This window comes from Pedobacter nototheniae (assembly GCF_004335085.1).
In the GTDB taxonomy this organism is placed as follows: domain Bacteria; phylum Bacteroidota; class Bacteroidia; order Sphingobacteriales; family Sphingobacteriaceae; genus Pedobacter; species Pedobacter nototheniae.
In genome coordinates, this window is the sequence record NZ_RQRS01000028.1 from 54,663 (window position 1) to 75,230 (window position 20,568).

At 33.9% G+C, this 20,568-nt stretch carries 18 protein-coding genes; 10 read left to right on the plus strand and 8 right to left on the minus strand.

Annotation, left to right across the window (positions count from 1 at the left end):
* Positions 1-34: 34 nt before the first annotated feature.
* The 3 genes from EHC72_RS19995 (at position 35) to EHC72_RS20005 (ending at position 6,981) form a co-directional block, all read left to right on the plus strand.
* Positions 35-1,033 (plus strand): PorP/SprF family type IX secretion system membrane protein, encoded by a 999-nt coding sequence (locus tag EHC72_RS19995; protein ID WP_131539493.1) that lies wholly within the window; start codon positions 35-37, stop codon positions 1,031-1,033.
* A gap of 11 nt (positions 1,034-1,044) precedes the next feature.
* The gene (locus tag EHC72_RS20000; RefSeq protein WP_131539494.1) at positions 1,045-3,039 is read left to right on the plus strand and encodes an OmpA family protein; all 1,995 of its coding nucleotides are present in this window, start codon (positions 1,045-1,047) and stop codon (positions 3,037-3,039) included.
* A gap of 1,140 nt (positions 3,040-4,179) precedes the next feature.
* Positions 4,180-6,981 carry a lantibiotic dehydratase gene (locus tag EHC72_RS20005; RefSeq protein WP_131539495.1) on the plus strand — a complete coding sequence of 934 codons (2,802 nt, stop codon included), beginning with the start codon at positions 4,180-4,182 and terminating at the stop codon, positions 6,979-6,981.
* On the opposite strand, the gene EHC72_RS20010 is transcribed toward EHC72_RS20005, so the two are convergent.
* Entirely contained in the window at positions 6,978-8,099 is a 1,122-nt protein-coding gene (locus tag EHC72_RS20010) for a sensor histidine kinase (protein ID WP_131539496.1), read from the minus strand. The genes EHC72_RS20005 and EHC72_RS20010 overlap by 4 nt on opposite strands.
* A gap of 143 nt (positions 8,100-8,242) precedes the next feature.
* Between EHC72_RS20010 and EHC72_RS22775 the strand changes: the two genes are divergently transcribed.
* The 5 genes from EHC72_RS22775 to EHC72_RS22795 are packed head-to-tail and all read left to right on the plus strand — an operon-like array spanning position 8,243 to position 9,027.
* A complete protein-coding gene (locus EHC72_RS22775; RefSeq protein WP_165585887.1) occupies positions 8,243-8,395 on the plus strand; it encodes a hypothetical protein in 153 nt (50 codons plus the stop codon).
* A gap of 5 nt (positions 8,396-8,400) precedes the next feature.
* On the plus strand, positions 8,401-8,553 hold the full coding sequence (locus tag EHC72_RS22780) for a hypothetical protein (RefSeq protein ID WP_165585888.1): 153 nt from the start codon (positions 8,401-8,403) through the stop codon (positions 8,551-8,553).
* A 1-nt stretch (position 8,554) separates the two neighbouring features.
* Positions 8,555-8,719, plus strand: coding sequence for a hypothetical protein (locus EHC72_RS22785; RefSeq protein ID WP_165585889.1), 165 nt, complete (start codon positions 8,555-8,557; stop codon positions 8,717-8,719).
* Position 8,720: 1 nt separating this feature from the next.
* Positions 8,721-8,873 carry a hypothetical protein gene (locus EHC72_RS22790; RefSeq protein WP_165585890.1) on the plus strand — a complete coding sequence of 51 codons (153 nt, stop codon included), beginning with the start codon at positions 8,721-8,723 and terminating at the stop codon, positions 8,871-8,873.
* A gap of 1 nt (position 8,874) precedes the next feature.
* Positions 8,875-9,027 (plus strand): hypothetical protein, encoded by a 153-nt coding sequence (locus EHC72_RS22795; RefSeq protein WP_165585891.1) that lies wholly within the window; start codon positions 8,875-8,877, stop codon positions 9,025-9,027.
* Here EHC72_RS22795 and EHC72_RS20015 read toward each other — a convergent pair whose 3' ends face one another.
* Positions 9,028-9,771 (minus strand): LytR/AlgR family response regulator transcription factor, encoded by a 744-nt coding sequence (locus EHC72_RS20015; RefSeq protein ID WP_131539497.1) that lies wholly within the window; start codon positions 9,769-9,771, stop codon positions 9,028-9,030.
* A gap of 380 nt (positions 9,772-10,151) precedes the next feature.
* On the opposite strand from EHC72_RS20015, the gene EHC72_RS20020 reads away from it, so the two are divergent.
* Positions 10,152-10,646: a type I restriction enzyme HsdR N-terminal domain-containing protein gene (locus tag EHC72_RS20020; protein WP_131539498.1), complete on the plus strand. Its 495-nt coding sequence runs from the start codon at positions 10,152-10,154 to the stop codon at positions 10,644-10,646.
* Positions 10,647-10,788: 142 nt separating this feature from the next.
* Here the strand turns inward: EHC72_RS20020 and htpG are convergent, their stop codons facing one another.
* From htpG to EHC72_RS20050, 6 genes are all read right to left on the minus strand, one after another.
* The gene (gene htpG / locus EHC72_RS20025) at positions 10,789-12,675 is read right to left on the minus strand and encodes a molecular chaperone HtpG (RefSeq protein ID WP_199157015.1); all 1,887 of its coding nucleotides are present in this window, start codon (positions 12,673-12,675) and stop codon (positions 10,789-10,791) included.
* Between the two features lie 201 nt (positions 12,676-12,876).
* Positions 12,877-13,269, minus strand: coding sequence for a response regulator (locus EHC72_RS20030; RefSeq protein ID WP_131539499.1), 393 nt, complete (start codon positions 13,267-13,269; stop codon positions 12,877-12,879).
* A gap of 97 nt (positions 13,270-13,366) precedes the next feature.
* Complete coding sequence (locus tag EHC72_RS20035; RefSeq protein WP_246029469.1) at positions 13,367-14,230, minus strand: N-acetylglucosamine kinase; 864 nt, start codon at positions 14,228-14,230, stop codon at positions 13,367-13,369.
* A gap of 16 nt (positions 14,231-14,246) precedes the next feature.
* Complete coding sequence (locus EHC72_RS20040) at positions 14,247-15,560, minus strand: TolC family protein (protein ID WP_131539500.1); 1,314 nt, start codon at positions 15,558-15,560, stop codon at positions 14,247-14,249.
* A gap of 1 nt (position 15,561) precedes the next feature.
* Complete coding sequence (locus tag EHC72_RS20045; protein WP_131539501.1) at positions 15,562-18,675, minus strand: efflux RND transporter permease subunit; 3,114 nt, start codon at positions 18,673-18,675, stop codon at positions 15,562-15,564.
* Positions 18,676-18,678: 3 nt separating this feature from the next.
* Positions 18,679-19,773 carry an efflux RND transporter periplasmic adaptor subunit gene (locus tag EHC72_RS20050; protein ID WP_131539502.1) on the minus strand — a complete coding sequence of 365 codons (1,095 nt, stop codon included), beginning with the start codon at positions 19,771-19,773 and terminating at the stop codon, positions 18,679-18,681.
* A 396-nt stretch (positions 19,774-20,169) separates the two neighbouring features.
* Here EHC72_RS20050 and EHC72_RS20055 point away from each other — a divergent pair, with 396 nt between their 5' ends.
* Positions 20,170-20,454: a hypothetical protein gene (locus EHC72_RS20055; RefSeq protein ID WP_131539503.1), complete on the plus strand. Its 285-nt coding sequence runs from the start codon at positions 20,170-20,172 to the stop codon at positions 20,452-20,454.
* Positions 20,455-20,568: the final 114 nt, after the last annotated feature.

Here is a 20,568-nt window from a genome sequence, read left to right on the forward strand (position 1 = left end):
CAGGATAAATTATTAACAGACAAAATTGAATATTATGAAAATACTATCGGCTTTAAAAATATATGCAGTACTGGGTTTGATGCTTCTAACTGCTAAATCATTTGCCCAAACAGATCCGCATTTTTCCCAGTATTATGCTTATCCATTATGGTTAAACCCTGCTTTAACAGGGGTTATAGATGGCGATTATAGAGCATCTGTTAATTTTAAGCAGCAATGGGGTGGATTAAATAATTCCTTTTTAACAGGTGGGGCCTCCTTTGATCTTGCACCTAAAAAGAATTTTGCCTTTGGTGCAACAGTTTTAAATCAAAGGGCAGGAGATTTGGACTTCAACTATTTAAGTGCTTTAATTTCTGGTTCTTACCGATTAAGGTTTGGCGTAGAAGGTTTACAAATGATTAGTTTTGGTTTACAGGCTGGCTTTGTAAATCGCAGTTTCGATTTCTCAAAAGCTCGATTCGGAGATCAGTTTAACCCTGTTTCGGGTTACGATGGTGGCTTGGGAAGCGGCGAAACTTTATCTTCTTCTTCATCTTTTGTACCCGATATTAATGCCGGTATCATGTATTTCGATGGAAATCCTAATCAATCCGTAAATGTATTTTTAGGAGCAAGTGCTGCACATTTAAATCGTCCTGTCGAACGTTTTTCTGGATCAAGTGAACGTACACCCATTCGTTTTACAGCACATGGGGGCGCAAGAATTAGAGCCTCGGAAATGTTTGATATTGTTCCAAATGCATTAGTGATGTACCAGGGCAATACCAGTGAAGTTTCGCTTGGTGCTTACGGCCAGCTAACCCTTAACAACTCCTCAAATATTTTATTTGGTGGAAATTATAGGGTTAAAGATGCTGCAATTGCCTTTGTTGGTTTGCAACTTAAAAATATGGTTTTTGGTTTAAGCTACGATATTAACACATCAACCTTTCAAAGAGCATCAAACAGTAACGGAGGTTTAGAATTATCAGTTACGTTAATTGGTCGCAATGGAATAATTGGCCCTAACTTCTTCTGTCCACGTTTATAATAAACAATCAAATGAAAAAAATATTCCTACTCCTTTTATTCGCATATGCTGGCACTGCAAACGCTCAATATGTGGTAGATTATAAAAAAGTTGCAGATACCTATTTTCAAAATAAGGATTATTACGCAGCATCAACATTCTATAAAAAGGCTTTAAAAATTGATGGCGATAGTACGCAGGCTATCATTCCATATGGAAAGGATAAAAGGCCAACTAAAGAAGATAAGGTAATTGAGGATTATGAGGGCTCTATCTATAACCTGGCAGAATCTAGCCGAATGTATAGAGAGTTTTCTGAAGCCGAAAAATACTATGGTGTAGCCAGCACTTTTACCAATACAAAATATAGAAAAGCTATTTTTTATTACGGTGAAAGCCTAAGAGCCAATAAAAAATTTCCAGAAGCTATAAAAGCTTTCGAAGAGTTTAACCGTAAAAACCCTAATGATTTATTGCTGAAAACCGCCGAAAGGGAGATTCTTTCATGCAAATTTGCTATGGAAGAAATGCGATATCCCCGGATGATTCAAATAAGTAAAATGCCAAATCATATAAACGGGCTAGGTTCTAATTATGCTGCGGTTAAGGTTAATAACGACTTTTATTTTACATCTTCAAGGCCTGTTGCAGTAGGTTCTAAAAGAGATATTGTGAAAACTGACGCCGGAAACGTACAAATTTCCACCAAAGCTAACCCATTTGTAAATAATATTTATGCCACTACGGGCGCAATTAATAACGGAACGGAAGTTTCTGTTAAAATGCTCGATATTAATTTTCCAAAGGATATGGAAGTTGCTGCAACTACTTTTAATCCGGCAGGAAACGTTGTGTATTTTACCGGTTGGAGAGATAAAGAGAAATACTCAATATATAGTTCAACCAAAACAGGCGATAAATGGTCTGACCCACAACCATTGGGCTTACAAGTAAATAGTAAGGATTTTAACTCAGCACAGCCTTTTGTAACCAGCGATGGGAAATTTCTGTTTTTCTCTTCCGATCGTTCTGGTGGTTATGGTAAATTCGACATTTGGTATTGCTCAATTCGTACCGATGGCTCAATGGGGCAGGCCGTTAATTTAGGTCCAACAATTAATACCGAAAATGATGAAAGAGCTCCATATTATAATATTTTAACAAAAAAACTCCTCTTTAGTACCGATGGAAGAATAGGTTTGGGTGGATTAGATTTTTTTGAATCGGAAGGCGATTTAATTTCCTGGTCGGAACCGAAAAATCTTGGTTATCCATTTAATTCATCCAAAGATGATGTTTACTTCTCAGCTATTGATGCACGTGGCGATAGAGGTTACATTAGTTCTGATAGAGAATCATCGTGCTGTTTAGAAGTTTTTGAAGTGAAAAAAGAATTTTTCTCTATAACAGGAATCCTTACCGATTGTAAAACTAAAAAACCTTTGGCAGATGCAACAGTTTCGATTTCAAACTATGAAGGAGAACAAAAAATGACTACCGGTAAAGACGGTAAATATTTACTTAAAGTTGATGCAAAAAGACCTGTTAGGATTCAGTTTTCAAAGGATAATTATTTCTCCATTAATAAAAACTACGTTTATGAAGAAATGGCAAAAGCCGATACCTTAATTGCCAAAGATTATTGCATAACTTCATTTATACCTGATGTACCCATTGTATTAGATAATGTGTATTACGAATTTAATAGTGCCGATTTAACAGAGCCATCGAAAAAGGTTTTAGATGCACTGGTAACCATTATGGAAGATAATCCAGATATGGAAATTGAGTTAGGCGCACATACCGATGCCATTGGTACGGATGAATACAATCAAGCTTTATCAGAAAAAAGAGCACAATCTTGCGTAGATTATTTAGTTAGTAAAAATATTGCCGCCAACAGAATGACCGCCAAAGGTTATGGTAAAAAGGTGCCAATTGCACTTAATACGTTCAAAAATGGTAAGGATAATCCTGAAGGTAGAGCAAAAAATAGACGTACAGAATTCAAAGTAACCAAAAAATAACTTAGTATCCTTTATATTCAAAAGCCATCTCTTATAAAACATAGAGATGGCTTTTTCTATTGCCATTAATTTAAAACTAAAGAGTTGTGTTTAACACCTTTTACTTCATTTTTGATACTATTAGTGATTAATTAATCACTAATAGTATCAAATTATAGACTATTAGTATCAAACTATATACTAATAGTATCAAGCCATAGACTATTAGTATCAAATTATAGATTAATAGTATCAAACTATATACTAATAGTATCAAGCGATAGACTATTAGTATCAAATTATAGATTAATAGTATCAAGCTATATACTAATAGTATTAAATTATAGATTAATAGTATCAAACTTACTCCTGTGGTTGCTATTATCACCAATCATTTAAAAACCGGCTACAGGTATAAATTTTCTTGCTGGCCTTGTTAAATAAACCTGACCGACAGCGGTATCTCGATTTTTTCTATCGGGATAAAGCAGAAAGCAAGAAGCAATTTTCAAAAGAACTACAGGCTTTGCTTTCCAAAAAACTTAAAATAAACATTTGGAAATGAGCAGACAGAAGCATTTAACGCGGTGAAGTCCCGCTATCCTTACTGCCGAAGAAAAATCGGCATTCATCCTATCGGGTTTAGAATGTAAGGGTTAAACCTAATAAAGGAGATTACTTTACGCCATAACACAATCCTTAGTTCCGTTCGCAATGACGGTCGTATACAAATAAGAATTACAAAACCGCACGTCTTTGCGAGGAGGAACGACGAAGCAATCTTTTCATCCGTATCAATTTGGTTTTTAATAGCAGAAACGATCGATTTAAAACCAACAGCGGTATCTCGATTTTTTCTATCGGGATTTAGCAAAGGGCGGGGCTGCAGGAGCCAAAAACTACTGACAATGTTTTCCAAAAAAAATAATTCGCTTTTAGGCTTAGTTAAACTAATGGTTAAACCAAAATCAATATTTTCTAGATCTAGAATACTTCTATCGTCCTAAATTTTTGCTAATCTAATTTGAACATCAGCCAGAAACTGGGTGTTAATGCATTGGATTCCTTTTTCTGTGCTTTTACTCAAAAAAAATACTAAACAACCAAAAGTTTTAACAACTTCAATATAATCTTTGTAATTTTCGCAGTCCATTAAAGCAAATGAAATTAAATATCCACTCAACTGTAATTCTAAGAACACCAAAATTTTCTTATCAGGCAAATTTACCAGCCTCTTGGGATGAACTTAAAAAGGATATTGCCATATCATCAGATGCCTTTTACCAAACCATTAAAAATGTTAAGGTAGAAGAATTAAGCCATTTACCACCAAAAGTTTTCTTTACCATTTGGAAGTACTTTAACCGGGCCAAATATCGCTCAACACCTTATGGCACATTTGCCAGCTTCGCCCTTTTAAAAAATGCATTAAATAACTATGGCGAAACTATAACACTAAACGAATTACAAAAAGTTCACCGATTTATAGATTGGCCTTACAAAAACCAAATTCAGTTTAATTTAACGGATTTGATCCAGCAAAACTGCCTTATTTTTAGCAATAGTAGTTATTACAGCACCCCAACAAGTATTAGATATATTGCTTGCACCGATGGCGTTTTTGAGTTGGCCGAAATTGAAGAAGACCCTTTTGTTCGTCGAATTTTGGATGCCTGTTTAAAGCCCATTAAAGTAAACGAACTGATTGAATGTCTGAATTTAAATGAGCAAGAAAAGCAATCTTTATTCGCTTTATTAGAAGATATGCATGTCTTGCAATTGGTTTTTACAAATTACGATCCCAATATTATAGGCGAAGATTATTTTGAACGCTTAAACCTGCATGCAGATCATACACTGCCAGAATACTTAATAGCAGAGCGAGAACCAGTTTCTGGTCAGATTGCTGAAAACTTATTACAAAATATTCCAGATCTAGTTCAGTTTTTACATAAGGCAGTACCTCACATAGAAAAACCAGCTTTAATTGATTTTATCAGTCGCTTTAAAAAGAAATTTGAACAAAAAGAAGTTCCATTGCTTTTAGCGCTTGATCCAGAAATGGGGGTTGGCTATGATGAGTTGGAGCAGGCAGGAGATGATGACGATTTTGTATCGCAGTTTAAGCAAAAAAATAAGTCTAAAAAGGCAGAAATCGAATTGAAATCTGTTTTAAGAAAAGAACTTATCGCAGAGAAATTTGAAAAGGGTAAAACTCTTCTGCTCAATACAACTCATTTCCTATTAAATGAAGAGTTGAAGCCAATTCCGAATTCATTTAGCTTTATGATGAGTATATGCGATGAATTAGTGCAGGTAGAGCAAATAGGAGGGGCAACAGCAAATTCACTAAGTGGGCGCTTTACGTTAGCCGGACAAGAGGTTTTAGAAAATTGCATTCGGATTGCTCAAATTGAGCAAAATGCCAATCCAGAGATTTTATTTTTTGATGTAGCCTACATGGTTGAGGCTAATGTAGATAATGTAAATAGGCGCAGAATTATTTATAATCACCAACTCTCCATTTTAAACTTCGATACCTCAAGCGATCCACTAAATCTCTGTGATATTATGGTTTCCGTACAAGGAGATGAAATTATTTTAAGGTCGAAAAAATTAGGAAAACGTATTATTCCTAAAATGGCTTCTGCCTATAATTATACCCGATCGGATTTATCAGTTTTTAGGCTGCTTTGCGATTTACAGCACCATGCAGTTCAAACTAATCTAAATATTTCACTCGAAGCTTTATTCCCAAATTTAGATTACTATCCACGGTTTCAATACAAAAATATTGTTTTAAGCCAGGCGAGGTGGAAAATTAAAAAAGACGATCTTTTTAAAATCAAAAATAACGAACCATCGGTTCAACAATGTAAAGCCTATCTTTTGGAGCTTGGCGTAAGCGATTATTTTAAGGCAGGATCATCAGATCAAACTTTATGCTTTAGTTTAAATAGCAACGAAGATTTGGTTGCATTTATTCAATACGCACAAAAACAAAAGGATTTTTTTGTAGAAGAAGTGATTTTACCTAAAGAAAGTTTGGTTCAAGATCAAGCATTAAAACCTTATTTAGGACAATTTGTGGTGAGCCTTTTCCATAACGAAAAAGTTTACAGCGAAATAAATGCAGCTAAAATTGAACAGCCAATACAAGTGAAACAAATTTTTCCGCCAGGAACTGAATGGCTGTACTTTGAAATTTATTGTCACCAGCAAAGAGCAGATGAAATTCTTGCCGGCCCAATTGCTTACTTTTTGGATACCCACCAGGATGATATTAAGCAATGGTTTTTTATTAGGTATAATGAAAATGGAAATCATTTAAGATTTAGAGTTTTATTAAGTGATATTGAACGTGGGCATGCATTAACGGCTGCACTTAGCAGTTATCTGGAAGAAAATCTTTTAGCAGGCTTAGTATCTGATGTTCAAATTAGAACCTATAAGCGAGAATCTGAGCGTTATGGACATGATTTAATAGAAATGGCTGAAACACATTTTTGTGCAGATAGCCAGTTTGTACTTTCACTTATAGAAACACAACTTTCTAATTTTAATAAATATAATTTATGTGCAGCTGTAGCATATCAAATTCAGGCAGCAGGTATATTTGAAGCAAATAAGTTTATAAATATTATAAAAATAATATCAAACTCCTTTAATGAAGAACATAATCTGGAAGCTGCGGATTTCAAAAAATTAAACGCACAATACCAGCTTTATCGTAAAGAAAATTCTCCTGCAGTTAATGCATCTCAAGCGGAATTATTTAAAACCTTTGCAATTTCCTTTATTCAAATTTTGCAAGTTTGTTCAGCAGAGAAAAGGGTAAAACTCTTTAGTGATTTAATTCATATGCACGTTAACCGTTTGTTTGCCAAAGATCAACGAAGCCACGAAATGGTGATGTATTATTTCTTGCTAAAAGAGTTACAAAGAAGAAATGCAACGGCTTAAACCGTTGCATTAAGTTTTGCCAGTGGATTAATAATGTCCACATTAATTTCTGTTATATAACGATTTAAAGGATCCTGATAAAATTTAAACTCACAAGATTCCTTATAAAAATTGTGTAATCTTTTACCAATATTCTCTACACCAACATGGTGGCTATCACTTGCCTTGCTTTTAACATCATTAATCATATTTATGGTTTTGATGCTTAGGTGGCTATTCTCATAGTTAATTTTAATCTGTGCTGGTTGTGTTGAATGAGACACATTGCCATGCTTAAATATATTTTCTATTAACGTTAATAAAATTAATGGCGGAAATCTAATTCCAAATAAATCACCGGTAACCTCCAATTCTAAATTAATAGTATTGCCAGTACGCAGCCTGTGTAAATTAATTAAATGCTCAATTTGCTCAACCTCTTCACTTAATGGAACCATTTCAGATGCTTCTGGTCTTTTTAAAGCATAACGCATCATTTCTGCAAGGTTCATAATAGCATCTGCTGCTAGAGGTGCCTTTTTACGGGCATCATTGTAGATGAAATTTAAGGTGTTAAATAAAAAGTGCGGATTTATCTGACTTCGAAGGTAATTGTTTTGAGAATTTACCAAATCGTTTTCTAATGATTGTTTCTCTATTTGGGTAACAAGGCTTTGTCTTTCAAGTGCTTCTACCTTTTTTCGATCCTCAAAAGATTTCAAAATGTAAACATAACCAGTAGAGAAGCCTATAAATAAAAGAGATCGGAAAATACATCTAGCTACGTAATCTTTATCTATAACAGGAAAATCATCCCGATGGATAAAATTTAGTTTGATAAATAGTAATTGTAGTAAATAAACCAGAATGGTATAGACAGCTATTTCCGCAAAAATTAAAACTGGGATTCCGATAATTTTAAAACTTAGCTTATTATTTTTTAATAAAATATTGAATAAATAAGCATGAGAATAGAAGAGGCATATGTTCACCAGGTAAAAAAGAACATAGCTACCAACCTGTCCGAATATATTATTTATTAAGCCGGCAATAATAACTTCATAAATAATATATACGCTCCAAACAATTAGGTGGATTTTATACTTTTTATAGAAATTACTTAAATTAAAAAAACTCATTTTCGTTGATTTTTGTTGAAAAAAGGGCGTTTACACCCTTATATTGGTGTGTTTGTGTAAAAAAATATAGTAGATAAATTTTCTACCGCATCTTTACACCGTTGCTAATAACAATAGATAAAAACATATAAAATTTAGATATAATGAAAATTCAAAACTCTAGTAAACTCTCAAAGAAAACAGTATTCGTTTTTAAAAATGCAAAAGGACAAAACGATTTCCGTACTGATCCTACAACAGCTACAGCAAAAACTATTTTAACATTTGACATTTTCGATATCTCTTTTAACAAATAAATAATATGAAAGCTCAACACATAAATAAACTCTCAAAGAAAACAGTATTTGTTTTTAAAAATGCAAAAGGACAAAACGATTTCCGTACTGATCCTACAACGGCTACAGCAAAAACTATTTTAACATTTGACATTTTCGATATCTCTTTTAACAAATAATATGAAAGTTCTAAACACAAATAAATTGGCTAAAAAAACAGTATTTGTTTTTAAAAATGCAAAAGGCCAAAATGATTTCCGTACCGACCCTGTATCAGATCCTACATCAATTTTAGGAGGAACTGTTTTAACTTTTGGCAATTTCGACATCTCTTTTAATAAATAATATGAAAGCTCTAAATACAAGTAAATTAGCTAAAAAAACAGTGTTTGTTTTTAAAAATGGTAAGAGTCAAAATGACTTTCGCACAGATCCAACAACAGCTACAGCAAAAACAATATTAACTTTTGATATTTTTGACATATCTTTTAACAAATAATATGAAAGATCAACACGCAAGTAAACTGATTAAAAAGACTGTATTTATTTATAAAAGTGCTAAGGGTCAAAACAATTTTAATACTGATCCTACAACGGCTACAGCAAAAACAATTTTGACTTTTGATATATCTGACATTTCTTTCAGAAAATAATTATTGATTCCTATTCGATTTAAGTAAACTGCTCTGAACATAGGCGAAGAAAGCTTCCTTATAGCCTTCGCCAATTTGGATCATTTCATTGTTTACTAATCTAATTATATTTCCATCTACTTTCTTAATTGATGCCTTTGCAACAATATTCGATTTATTTACGCGGATAAAGGCGTGATTTTCTAAGGCTTTTTCAATTTCTTTTAAGGTTAAATAAGTTGTATGTGTTTCTGATTTCGTTATAATCTGGATATAATTCTGTAATGCCTTAATGTATAAAATATCATCTATGGCAATATTAGAGAAAGCATATTTATGATCTCCTTTTATGTATAATGCCGCAACCTGATCTGCTTCTTTTGTAGAGCTTTTAGCATTTGCTGCCTCTTTTTTAAGTATCCTATCAATACCTAAAGCAAATTTTGCAAAAGAAATTGGTTTTAAAAGATACTGGTCTGATTGTACATCAAAAGCTTGTAGTGCATAATCCGGGTGTGCAGTAGTAAAAATTAAATATTTTGCCCTTTCTCTAATGTTTTTTGCTAATTCAATGCCATTTATACCTGGCATATCGATATCCATAAAAAGCAAATCTATTTCATCTTCTACTGTTATTTCAGTAAGTGCTTGCACCGGACTGGTAAAGGTTTTAAATACCGTTAGCCCCGGCATCTCTGAGATGTGATCCGTTAAAACTTCTATTGCATGTTGTTCGTCGTCAATTACAACGCATTTTAAATTCATGATATTCGATAAGTGTGTTTGGAATGATTTCTATGCAAGATAAATAAAAAAAGAATTGCTTTAATCATCCTATATAAAAAATGTTGTTCCAGTTTCATCACATAAAACTTAGGGTTTCGTGTAAAATACTACAGGGTTCATGTAAAAAAGTTAGCCTGATCGAATGTTTTTGTAATCTTTAAACTGTTTGCCAAAAACAAATAATCAATAGCAATATGATTAATAAGGCTTTGGTTAAATTTTAAACATCTACCTACCCAACCTTGTGTAGCCTGTGTACAGGAAACTCAGAAACAGGCCATACAATATTGGGTTTAAAAAAGTGAAAATTAAAACATTAAGATACTACCTTAAAAAATATACATTTAACAGCTATTAAAATGGAACTTAAAGATGAAATCGGGCAATTTGCCGTTAGAATTAAGAAAATGCTTCCTCAAGTTCAATCTGAAGATTTAACTAGAAATGCATTAGTTATGCCTTTCATTCAGATCTTGGGCTTTGATCCCTCAGAAGTTCAAAGTGAAGCTGTTTTAGATTTCGGCGTTAAAAAAAGTAAAAAAGTTGATTATACCATTATGAAAGATGGTGAGCCAACAATTTTAGTAGAATGTAAACACCACAACGATAATTTAGATATTCATGATTCACGCTTATCTAAATATTTTCGCAAAACAAAAGCTAAATATGGCTTATTAACCAACGGCTTAGTTTACCGTTTTTATACTGAGAAAATGGTAAGAAGCAAAAAAAGCTCAGAGCCTTTATTCGAATTTAAAATTACGGATACTAAAGCTGCAACTATTGCAAGGTTAATTGAAGAGCACAGAGATTATTTCAATGTGGCTCACAAACAACCAGCTTTAGCTAGCTAATAAAAATATTCTAACCCAATATAGAAAACCCCTTCTGATGTTAAAATCGGAAGGGGTTTTCTTTTTAGAATAGGTACCTATTTAATAATTCATTATTTGAAGTTACAAAGCAATCTTACTTGTACCTTCAATAGTAACGATTTTAAATTAATTCAACGCTTCTACTTACAAAAGCAGTTAATTCTGCACCTGTTAATAAACCTTGAGCCAATAAAGCTAAATCTACAGCTTGTTTAGCTAAAGTGTTCTGTTCATCAGCATCAGCTTTTAATATTTTGCTGATTAATTTATGATTTCCATTAATGGCAACTTTATAACTATCTGGCATTTGGCCGTAAAAGCCCATTCCGCCGCCCATAGCTGCCATATCTTTCATACGACGCATAAACTCATCCATTGTGATGGTAACTGGTAACTCATCAGGGTTTAAAGCTACAATTTCAACTTGCATACCTGGTTTGGTAATTGCTTTTTCGAAAATTGTGGTAACTTCTTTTACCTGATCTTCGCTTAAAACATGCTCATTTACTTCATCTTTTTCAATCAACTTATCAGCTACACTAGAATCAACGCGTTTAATAGACGTTTTCTCTAATTTTTGCTCTAATTGATTAATAAAATGATTATCAATAGGAGAATCTAACACCAATACATCGTAATCCTTTTTATTGGCAGATTGGATGAAAGCATCTTGTTTCGAAGCATCATTTGTATAAAGATAAACCACCGTACCATTTTTATCTGTTTGTAGTGGCGATACTTTTTCTTTGTACTCTGGTAAGGTAAAAAGTTCATTCTTGGTGTTTCCAACCAAAGCAAAATCCTTAGCCTTATCGTAGAATTTCTCTTCACTAATCATTCCGTACTTAACAAAAAGACCAATGTCTTTCCATTTATCTTCGTAAGCCTTACGATCTTTAGCAAATAATTCCGCTAATTTATCAGCAACTTTTTTAGTAATGTAATTGTTGATTTTTTTAACATTACTATCAGCTTGTAAGAAACTACGTGATACATTTAAAGGAATATCCGGAGAATCGATTACGCCGTGTAAAAGCATCAAAAATTCAGGAACAATGTCCTTAACTTCATCAGTAATAAATACCTGGCGGGAGTACAGTTTAATTTTGTTGCGCTGTAGTTCGAAATCGTTTTTCAATTTCGGAAAATACAAAACACCGGTAAGGTTAAAAGGATAATCTACGTTTAGGTGAATCCAGAATAATGGCTCTTCAGAAAACGGATATAATTCGCGGTAAAAGTTTAAGTAATCCTCATCTGACAATTCTGCAGGTGCTTTAGTCCAGATTGGATTTGTAGTATTGATGATGTTATCAACCTCTACATCTTTATATTTCTTTTTACCTTCTTCATCTTCACCATCTTCTTCCGATTCGGTTTTAGTACCAAATTTAATTGGAACAGGTAAAAACTTAGCGTATTTATCAAGGATGCCCTGAAGTTTTGATTCTTCTAAAAACTCTTCAGAATCTTTGTTTACATGTAAAATAATATCAGTACCACGGGTTGTTCTGGTACCTTCTGTAATTTCAAATTCTGTACTTCCATCACAAACCCAACGTGCTGGCTCTGCTCCATCCTGATAAGATAAAGTATTAATTTCAACTAAATCTGCTACCATAAAGGCTGAATAGAAGCCTAAACCGAATTTACCAATGATTTCATTGGCATCTTTAGCATCTTTAAATTTCTCAACAAACTCGCTTGCGCCAGAAAATGCAACTTGGTTAATGTATTTTTTTATTTCTTCGGCGGTCATACCCAATCCATTATCGCTAATGGTGATGGTTTTTTTATCTTTATCAACCGCTACCTGAACTAAAGGAGCTCCAACCTCGCCTTGAAACTGACCTAATGAACCCAGCCTTTTAATTTTCTGAACCGCATCAACTGCGTTAGAAACCAATTCGCGAAGAAAAATCTCGTTATCAGAGTATAAAAACTTTTTAATTATCGGGAAAATATTCTCGGTATGTATGGAGATATTTCCTTTTTCCTGTATGCTCATATGTAAATAAATTGTTTAATCTATATGCTGCATAACAAGGGTTGTTCCAAATTTTTTATTTGCCAAAATGACAGGCTAAATCAAATCAATCTGATAACAATTTCATAGTTTGAACTCTTTAATTTTACCTTTTTAAGGATGGGATACAAAAAAGCCGGAAAATAGAATATTTTCCGGCTGTATATTTTAAAAAGCTTTGCTTTAATTTAAATGAAAGCTTGGCTTATCTTCTTCAAGTGAAAGAATTTTACTAATTTTTTTCAGTAGCACATCCATTTGGAAAGGTTTTGATAAAAAATCGTCCTGACCGTAATTTAAAGTTGTAAAGTCTTTTGGATCGTATAAGCCTGAAATTAATAAAATAGGTATTAATGAAGTGTTTTCAATGGATTTTAATTGTTCGCAAAGTACACGACCATCAATATGACCAAGAGATATATCCAGTAAAATCAAATCTGGCTTAAAACTTTCTATCCTATCAAATACTTCTTCACCGTCACTTAATGACGATACTTTAAACCCGCCTATTTCCAAAATTAATTGAATGGTTTCTAAAACCTCAATATCATCATCTACTACCAGTATTTTCTTCATATGTTTTAAGCATTTGTATGTTGCTGTAATATTAACAATTACTTGTCGTTTCTGTTTACAATCTTAAAAAGATTTTAACAATTAGTTTATATCTGCGTTAAATGGCCTGTTTTACAACACCTTCTTTACGTAAAATAAAATTGAAAAGCTCTTCTATTGGTTTTTGCAGAATTTTTCCGACAGGAATACCGTTATCTTCTAATACAGCTTTTAATTCATCTTGATAGTAGTAGGCAATTGAACCTACAAAATGACATGGAATAGTTTTGTAACGTGGGTAATCTTTGATATTGGTATCAACAAATTCTTGAAAACCGGTTTTCAAGATATTTTGTATAAACGGGTGTTCTTTTTGTGTAGCCATAAAGCGGCTAAAGCCTGCTAAATAAATATTTGGAAAAGGTTTTTGGTAAACATTGGTAATAATTTGTTCCTTTTCTGCTGGGAAAGCTTTTTTAAATTCTGTAGCTAAATCCTGAGGCATTTTTTGATAGAGGTAACTTAATAGCACTTTTTTACCGAAAAATGTTCCTGAGCCTTCATCACCTAAAACATAACCTAAGCCATGATGACCTTCCAATATCTTTTTTCCATCGAAATGGCAAATGTTAGAGCCAGTACCTAAAATGCAATTTAAGCCTTCTTCATCACCACATGTTGCATAAACCGAGCCTAAAAGATCATGATCTGCAGAGATATAGGCATTTCGGAAAATAGAAGATAAGCCATTAGAAACTACTTCATGTTTATCTGGAGAGGAACAACCAGCCCCAAAAAAGTAAATTTCCTTAACTTCTTCAGCATACTGAACTAAAGTTTCATTTTTTAAAATCAGTTTGCTGATATCTTGCTCATTTAAAAAATAAGGGTTAATTCCGGGAGTACTAAACTTTATTACCTCACCATTAAAATAGCCCATCCAATCTGTTTTTGATGAGCCGCTGTCTGCAACAAGTATCATGCAATAAATATAAAAATTAATTAGATAAATTTATATTTCCACTGATTTCTTTTAGTGTGATTTCGGCAAGCTTTGCTTGATATTGCATTTCAATGAAACGATTTTGAACATCTATCGCATTTCTTTGCGCTTCTCTCAATTCTAAAGGTGCAATACTGCCCAAACGATACTTGGCTAAGGTAATATCTAGGTTTTCTTTTGCAATTTCTAGGTTTTTTTGTTCAAGTTTAACCAAATCAAGGTAAGTAGTATAATTTTGATAGGCTGTAAGTAGTTGTGCATTAACATCTAACTTGGTTTTGTTCAAATTTAGTGTAGAGTTATCTATTTCTATCTTCGCATTTCTTTCCTGTTGCCTCTGTAAAAAACCGTTGAAGATATTAATACTTGCTGTAACACCATAAGTGAAGCCATTGGCAGCAAATTTTTGGTTAAAACCCGTTGGGCTTGTGCTATTCGCTCTGCTATAACCAGAATTTAAACTTACTGAAGGATAGCGAGCACCACGAACAGATTTTAACGTTAAAGAAGCTATTCTTTGATTAATAAAGGCATTTTGAACATTTGGGTTTTGCTTTTCGGCCTGCTCTGCCAATTGATTATAAACTAGTGCTGCATCTACATTGATCTTATCTTCAACAGAAAAAGCTGTACCTATCTCTCTAACCATTAGTTGATTTAAACGAACCTTGGCAACTTGTAGGGCATTCTTTTGCTGTAAATAGGCTGATGTATCCGCATTATAATCTACCTGTGCGGTAAGTACGTCTAATTTCGAACCACGGCCCAGCTGTAATTTTGTTTTAGCAATAGTTGTTCTTAAAACCGAAACATCCATGGCGCTATCTGCCGCTACAACCAATTGCTGTTGCCTTACTACATCATAATATGCCGCAATTACATCTGCTACGGTTGTTAAAATAGTTAATCTGGAGTTTAATTCGCCTTGCTTTTGAAGTTCTTTCAGCCTGTCATAATTAGCAAACATGGTAAAGCCATCAAAAATAGTCCAGTTTAAATCAGCACCAAGACTGTTGTTTGTACTTTTAGCGCCTGTAATTACTCTATCGGCACCAGTAGCAGGCGTTTGTCTGGTATTTTGGATACTACCACCATTTGTATACGTTCCATCTAATTTTGGAAGCATTCCTGCATTGCCAATGTTTGCGTTGTTTTTGGCTATATTTATATTGTTTTTACTAATTTTTATATCGTAATTATTTTGGAGTGCAACAGTTATTGCTTCCTGCAAACTCAGTTTTTCTTGTGCCAAAAGTGAAAAGGAACAAAGGCTCAATAATGCGATAATCAGGTTTAATCTCTTGTTCATTTTATTCTTCTGATGTTTTCATGGCTTCCTGTTCAAAACGTTCGGCATCTTTCAATTCTTTATTTGGTTTGTAAGGTTTTGCCCAGTAAGAGTAAATCGCTGGAATTACAAATAGGGTTAAAACTAAGGAGAATAATGTTCCACCTACAATTACGGTACCCATACTCATTCTACTTTTTGCAGCAGCACCTAAAGCTAATGCAATAGGTAAAGCGCCAATTGCAATGGCCAAACTCGTCATTAAGATAGGACGTAAACGAGAAACTGCTGCTTCTCGAATAGCTTCTGGAATAGGGATGCCTTTTTCTTTTAGTTGATTGGCAAATTCTACAATTAAAATACCGTTTTTGGTTACCAAACCAATTAACATGATTGTACCAATCTGGCTAAAAATATTCCAGCTCTGTCCGCACAACCAAAGTGATAAAAATGCACCGGCAACAGCCATTGGTACTGTTAAAATGATGATAATTGGATCCTTAAAGCTTTCAAATTGTGCTGAAAGAATTAAATAAACTAGTAATAATGCTAAACCAAAGGCGAAGAAAGTGTTGGAAGAACTTTCTTTAAAATCGCGAGATTCGCCACTTAAATCGGTAGAAAAACTCTCGTCCAAAACCTTTTTAGAAATGGCATCCATTGCATCAATACCTTCGCCAATACTTTTACCAGGCGCCAATCCTGCTGAAACCGTTGCCGCAATAAAACGATTGTTTCGATATAACTGTGGCGGGCTACTTTCTTCTTTAGCCTTAACCAGATTATCAAGCTGAATTAAATCGCCTTTATCATTTCTTACATAAACGGAGCTTAAATCAAGGGGCGCTTTACGGTCAACCTGATCAAACTGACCAATAACTTGGTATTGTTTGCCATTCATAAAGAAATATGAAAAACGTTGCCCGCTTAAACCCAAGTTTAAAGTTTGTGCAATTGCAGAAATAGAAACACCAAGGTTTTTTGCTTTATCACGATCTATTGTTAGATTTATTTCTGGCTTATTAAATTTAAGATTCACATCAGATACTGTAAAAGTTGGATCCTTTGCCACCTCATCCATAAATAAAGGCACTTTTTCTCTTAATTTTTCAAAGTTTTGTGCTTGAATGATATAACTTATCGGCAAACCACCACGACGGCCAACTGAAATTGTTGGTTGTTGATTTACAATGGTTTTACCCTCACTATACTTTTTGGTAATCTTTGTTAGTTGATCGGCAATCTCTTTTTGACTTCGTTCACGATTTTCTGGATCAACTAATCCCATTCTTACAAAACCTGAATTTGTTGCACCAGAACCACCAAAACCTGGAGAAGTGATAGTAATATTTACATTTTTCTCTGGAACTGAATCAATAATCATTTGGTTCAGTTTCATGATAAACTTATCGGTATAGGCGTATGACGAACCTTCTGGAGTGGTTACATTAATGTTAATTGCACTTCTATCATCATATGGGGCAGTTTCTTTTGGTAATATTTTCCAGAATAAGAAAATTAAACCTAAACAAACTAAAATGATTGGGATGGAAAGCCATCTTTTGTTCAAAAACTTGTTCAAGTTAGATTGATAGGCATCGTTTAGCTTAACAAAATAAGGTTCAGTAAAATTGTAAAATCTGGAAGGTTTATGTCCGCCTTTTTTCATTAAATATGCATTAAGCATAGGCGTTAAGGTAAGCGATACAAAAGCTGAGATTAAAACGGCTGCGCCGATTACGATACCAAATTCCCTAAATAAGCGGCCCACAAAACCCTGCAAAAATATTACAGGAAGAAAAACTGCTGCCAGTGTTATTGAAATGGAAATTACGGCGAAAAATATTTCGTTTGAACCTTTTATGGCTGCTTCAAAAGGCGACATGCCTTCTTCTACTTTCTTAAATATATTTTCGGTTACTACAATACCATCATCCACCACCAAACCTGTTGCCAGTACAATAGCGAGCAAACTCAGTACGTTTATGGAAAACCCGAAGGCATACATTACAAAAAATGTAAAAATTAAGGATACCGGTATATCAATTAAAGGACGAAAGGCGATTGCCCAATCTCTAAAAAAGAGATAAATAATTAAAATTACCAATACCAACGATAAACCGATGGTTTCTGCCACTTCCGTTACCGAACGTTTAATGAACAAAGTATTATCAAGGGCAACTTTAAGTTTAATATCTTGAGGAATATCGGCTTTTAATTTATCAAATCTCTTATAAAATTCCTTGCTAATATCTAGATAGTTTGCGCCCGGTTGAGGGATAATTGCAACCGCAACCATTGGCCTGCCAGATTCACGCAAAATTGTTTCTTCGTTTTCTGATCCAATTTCTGCATAACCAACATCTTGTAGTTTAACAACATTTGTACTGTCGTTTTTAAGAATTAGATTATTAAATTCATCGGCAGTAGTTAATTTTCCTAAGGTTTTTACCGTAAGTTCAGTAGTTGCCCCTGTAATTTTACCCGATGGAAGTTCTACGTTTTCATTATCTAAAGCGGTAACAATATCTTGTGAGGTTAAACCATAAGCAGCCAACTTATTTGGATCAATACGGATTCTCATCGCATATTTTCTTTGACCCTGAATTTGTACACTACTTACACCAGGAATGGTTTGGATTCTATCAGCAATTACGTTTTCAGCAAAATCACTTAAATCCAGGGTGTTTCTCTTATCACTTTGGATTGTCATAGATAAAATTGCATCCGAATTAGCATCTGCCTTGCTTACAACGGGCAAACCATCAATATCCTTAGGTAATGTTCTAGCCGCTTGTGATACCTTATCACGCACATCGTTTGCAGCTTCCTCAATGTTTTTATCAAGATTAAATTCAATCGTAATGTTACTGGTACCTTGATTACTAGATGATGAAATGTTGCGAATACCATCAATAGCATTGATAGATTTCTCTAGCGGCTCGGTAATTTGCGATTCAATAATATCCGAATTAGCACCTGGATAAGATGTTCTAACAGAAACTACCGTTGGATCAATTGATGGATATTCCCTAACACCCAAAAAATTGTAACCAATTACACCAAATAAAACAATCAAAAGGTTCATTACAATAGCAAGAACCGGCCTTTTTATACTCGTTGTCGAAATACTCATAAATTATTCTTTAACGAGATGAACTTTAACTGGCGCATCTTTTTTGAGCGACATTGATCCAGTTGTTAAAACGGTATCGCCAACTTTTAAGCCAGCTGTAATTACAATATTTTCATCAGTTCTTGTACCAGCTTCTACTTTAGTTTCTTGTGCCTTACCATTTTTTGTTATGTACACAATTTTACCATTTAGTACAGGTACAATGGCTTGGTTAGGGATTAAGATTGCATTTTCAAGGGTGTTTAAGGCCAGTTTTATTTTAGCGAAAGATCCCGGTAAAAGCAAATTATCGGCATTTGGAGCTAAAGCCCTTATTTGTAAAGTTCTGGTTGTTGTATTTATGCCAGGTTCAATAGCGTAAACTTTTCCTGTGTATTTTTTTGTTGAACCATCCGTTGAGAATGAAATTTCTGAACCGATCTTTATTTGTCCAGCATATTTCTCAGGCACTGAAAATGTAATTTTTACTGGGTTTGTACTTACTAAATTGGCAATTACAGTTGCCGGCGTAACATAAGTTCCGGAAGAAATATTGCGTAAACCAATTTTACCACTAAAAGGTGCAAGAATGGTTGTTTTTGCCAGCTGTGCCCTAATTAGTTGTGATTGTGCTTGGAGCGATTTTAAATCGGCTAGCGAAGTGTCGTATTCTTCCTGACTAATTGCTCCTTTTTGCAATAATTGTTTAGCCCTGTTTTCGTTGGTTGCAGATAATTTTTGCTTTGTTAAAGCTTCGTTTAATTGCGCCTGAATATCTCTATCGTTAATTTTAATAAGCACACTACCTTTTGATACATTGGTGCCCTCTTTAAAAAAAATGCCTGTTACCAGGCCAGAAACTTCGCTTTTTAAGACTACGGATTCATTGGCATCAATAGCGCCCGTAATTTCCAAATCGTTATTAAAAGTACTTGTCTTCACAATTATTCCTTCAACCGCCAGCGGTGGATTACCCTTTGCGCCCTTGCCATCTTTTCCTTTTCCTGCTGATGCGCCACCACCTTTTCCTTCTAGCTTTTTATTTGCACTTATTCGGTAATAAACTAACCAAGCCAGTCCTAATGCCAAAACAGCGTATACAATATACCTTTTCTTCATGTTTGTTTGTGTGTTTCCTCTTTGGAAGGTAAAATTATAATAATAATCCTTTAAAAAATTTTGTAAAAATATTCAATTAGTTGTCCATAAAAATGTTGTATTAAGGATGTTACAGCCTTTTTTAGCTTTAAACCCTAATGCCGTATAAGGAGAGGTATGACTTAAATTAACAAGATGGGTTTAAGCTGCTCATGGCGTTTTAAATGTAACAATTTAAGGAAGGAATGTAAACCCTAGGTAGTATGTTAGCTAACCCAACATATTCTAAGCAGTAAAATACTGTTCAGAATATGTTCCTAAATACTCCGTTGGGGTTTAACAGCCCGCAAAATCTGAGATAGATCGATGAACATCACCGCATTGGCTTTAAAGAAATTTATACGTTTGTAGCTCCCGATGGAATCGAGTGGAGCATGGTATTGTTTAGATCTTGCAGTTGACAGTTTAGAACTTGCAGTTGACAGTTTAAGGTTTGCAGTTGACAGTTTAGATCTTGCAGTAGATAGTTTAGAACTTGCAGTTGACAGTTTAAGGTTTGAAGTTGGCAGTTTAGAACTTTCAGTTAACAGTATTGAACTTGCAGTTGACAGTTTAAGGTTTGAAGTTGGCAGTTTAGAACTTTCAGTTAACAGTATTGAACTTTCAGTTGATAGTTTTATGTTTGCAGTTGACCGTTCCTAAAATAGCTTGACAGTTTTGGTGATTAATTACTAAGGTTTTTTACACCTGTTTATTTGATTTACTGGTACAATATAATATTTAATTTTTATTACTTCCAACAACTCTTTATACTAG

Excerpts from the sequence above, each read along its gene's own strand:
- EHC72_RS20020 (WP_131539498.1), top strand. The coding sequence starts at position 10,152 with ATGGAACTTAAAGATGAAATCGGGCAATTTGCCGTTAGAATTAAGAAA.
- EHC72_RS22790 (WP_165585890.1), top strand. The coding sequence starts at position 8,721 with ATGAAAGCTCTAAATACAAGTAAATTAGCTAAAAAAACAGTGTTTGTT.
- EHC72_RS22795 (WP_165585891.1), top strand. The coding sequence starts at position 8,875 with ATGAAAGATCAACACGCAAGTAAACTGATTAAAAAGACTGTATTTATT.
- EHC72_RS20030 (WP_131539499.1), bottom strand. The coding sequence starts at position 13,269 with ATGAAGAAAATACTGGTAGTAGATGATGATATTGAGGTTTTAGAAACC.
- EHC72_RS22775 (WP_165585887.1), top strand. The coding sequence starts at position 8,243 with ATGAAAATTCAAAACTCTAGTAAACTCTCAAAGAAAACAGTATTCGTT.
- EHC72_RS20010 (WP_131539496.1), bottom strand. The coding sequence starts at position 8,099 with ATGAGTTTTTTTAATTTAAGTAATTTCTATAAAAAGTATAAAATCCAC.
- EHC72_RS20055 (WP_131539503.1), top strand. The coding sequence starts at position 20,170 with ATGGAATCGAGTGGAGCATGGTATTGTTTAGATCTTGCAGTTGACAGT.
- EHC72_RS22780 (WP_165585888.1), top strand. The coding sequence starts at position 8,401 with ATGAAAGCTCAACACATAAATAAACTCTCAAAGAAAACAGTATTTGTT.
- EHC72_RS20045 (WP_131539501.1), bottom strand. The coding sequence starts at position 18,675 with ATGAGTATTTCGACAACGAGTATAAAAAGGCCGGTTCTTGCTATTGTA.
- EHC72_RS22785 (WP_165585889.1), top strand. The coding sequence starts at position 8,555 with ATGAAAGTTCTAAACACAAATAAATTGGCTAAAAAAACAGTATTTGTT.
- EHC72_RS20005 (WP_131539495.1), top strand. The coding sequence starts at position 4,180 with ATGAAATTAAATATCCACTCAACTGTAATTCTAAGAACACCAAAATTT.
- EHC72_RS20000 (WP_131539494.1), top strand. The coding sequence starts at position 1,045 with ATGAAAAAAATATTCCTACTCCTTTTATTCGCATATGCTGGCACTGCA.
- EHC72_RS20015 (WP_131539497.1), bottom strand. The coding sequence starts at position 9,771 with ATGAATTTAAAATGCGTTGTAATTGACGACGAACAACATGCAATAGAA.
- EHC72_RS19995 (WP_131539493.1), top strand. The coding sequence starts at position 35 with ATGAAAATACTATCGGCTTTAAAAATATATGCAGTACTGGGTTTGATG.
- EHC72_RS20050 (WP_131539502.1), bottom strand. The coding sequence starts at position 19,773 with ATGAAGAAAAGGTATATTGTATACGCTGTTTTGGCATTAGGACTGGCT.
- htpG (WP_199157015.1), bottom strand. The coding sequence starts at position 12,675 with ATGAGCATACAGGAAAAAGGAAATATCTCCATACATACCGAGAATATT.
- EHC72_RS20040 (WP_131539500.1), bottom strand. The coding sequence starts at position 15,560 with ATGAACAAGAGATTAAACCTGATTATCGCATTATTGAGCCTTTGTTCC.
- EHC72_RS20035 (WP_246029469.1), bottom strand. The coding sequence starts at position 14,230 with ATGATACTTGTTGCAGACAGCGGCTCATCAAAAACAGATTGGATGGGC.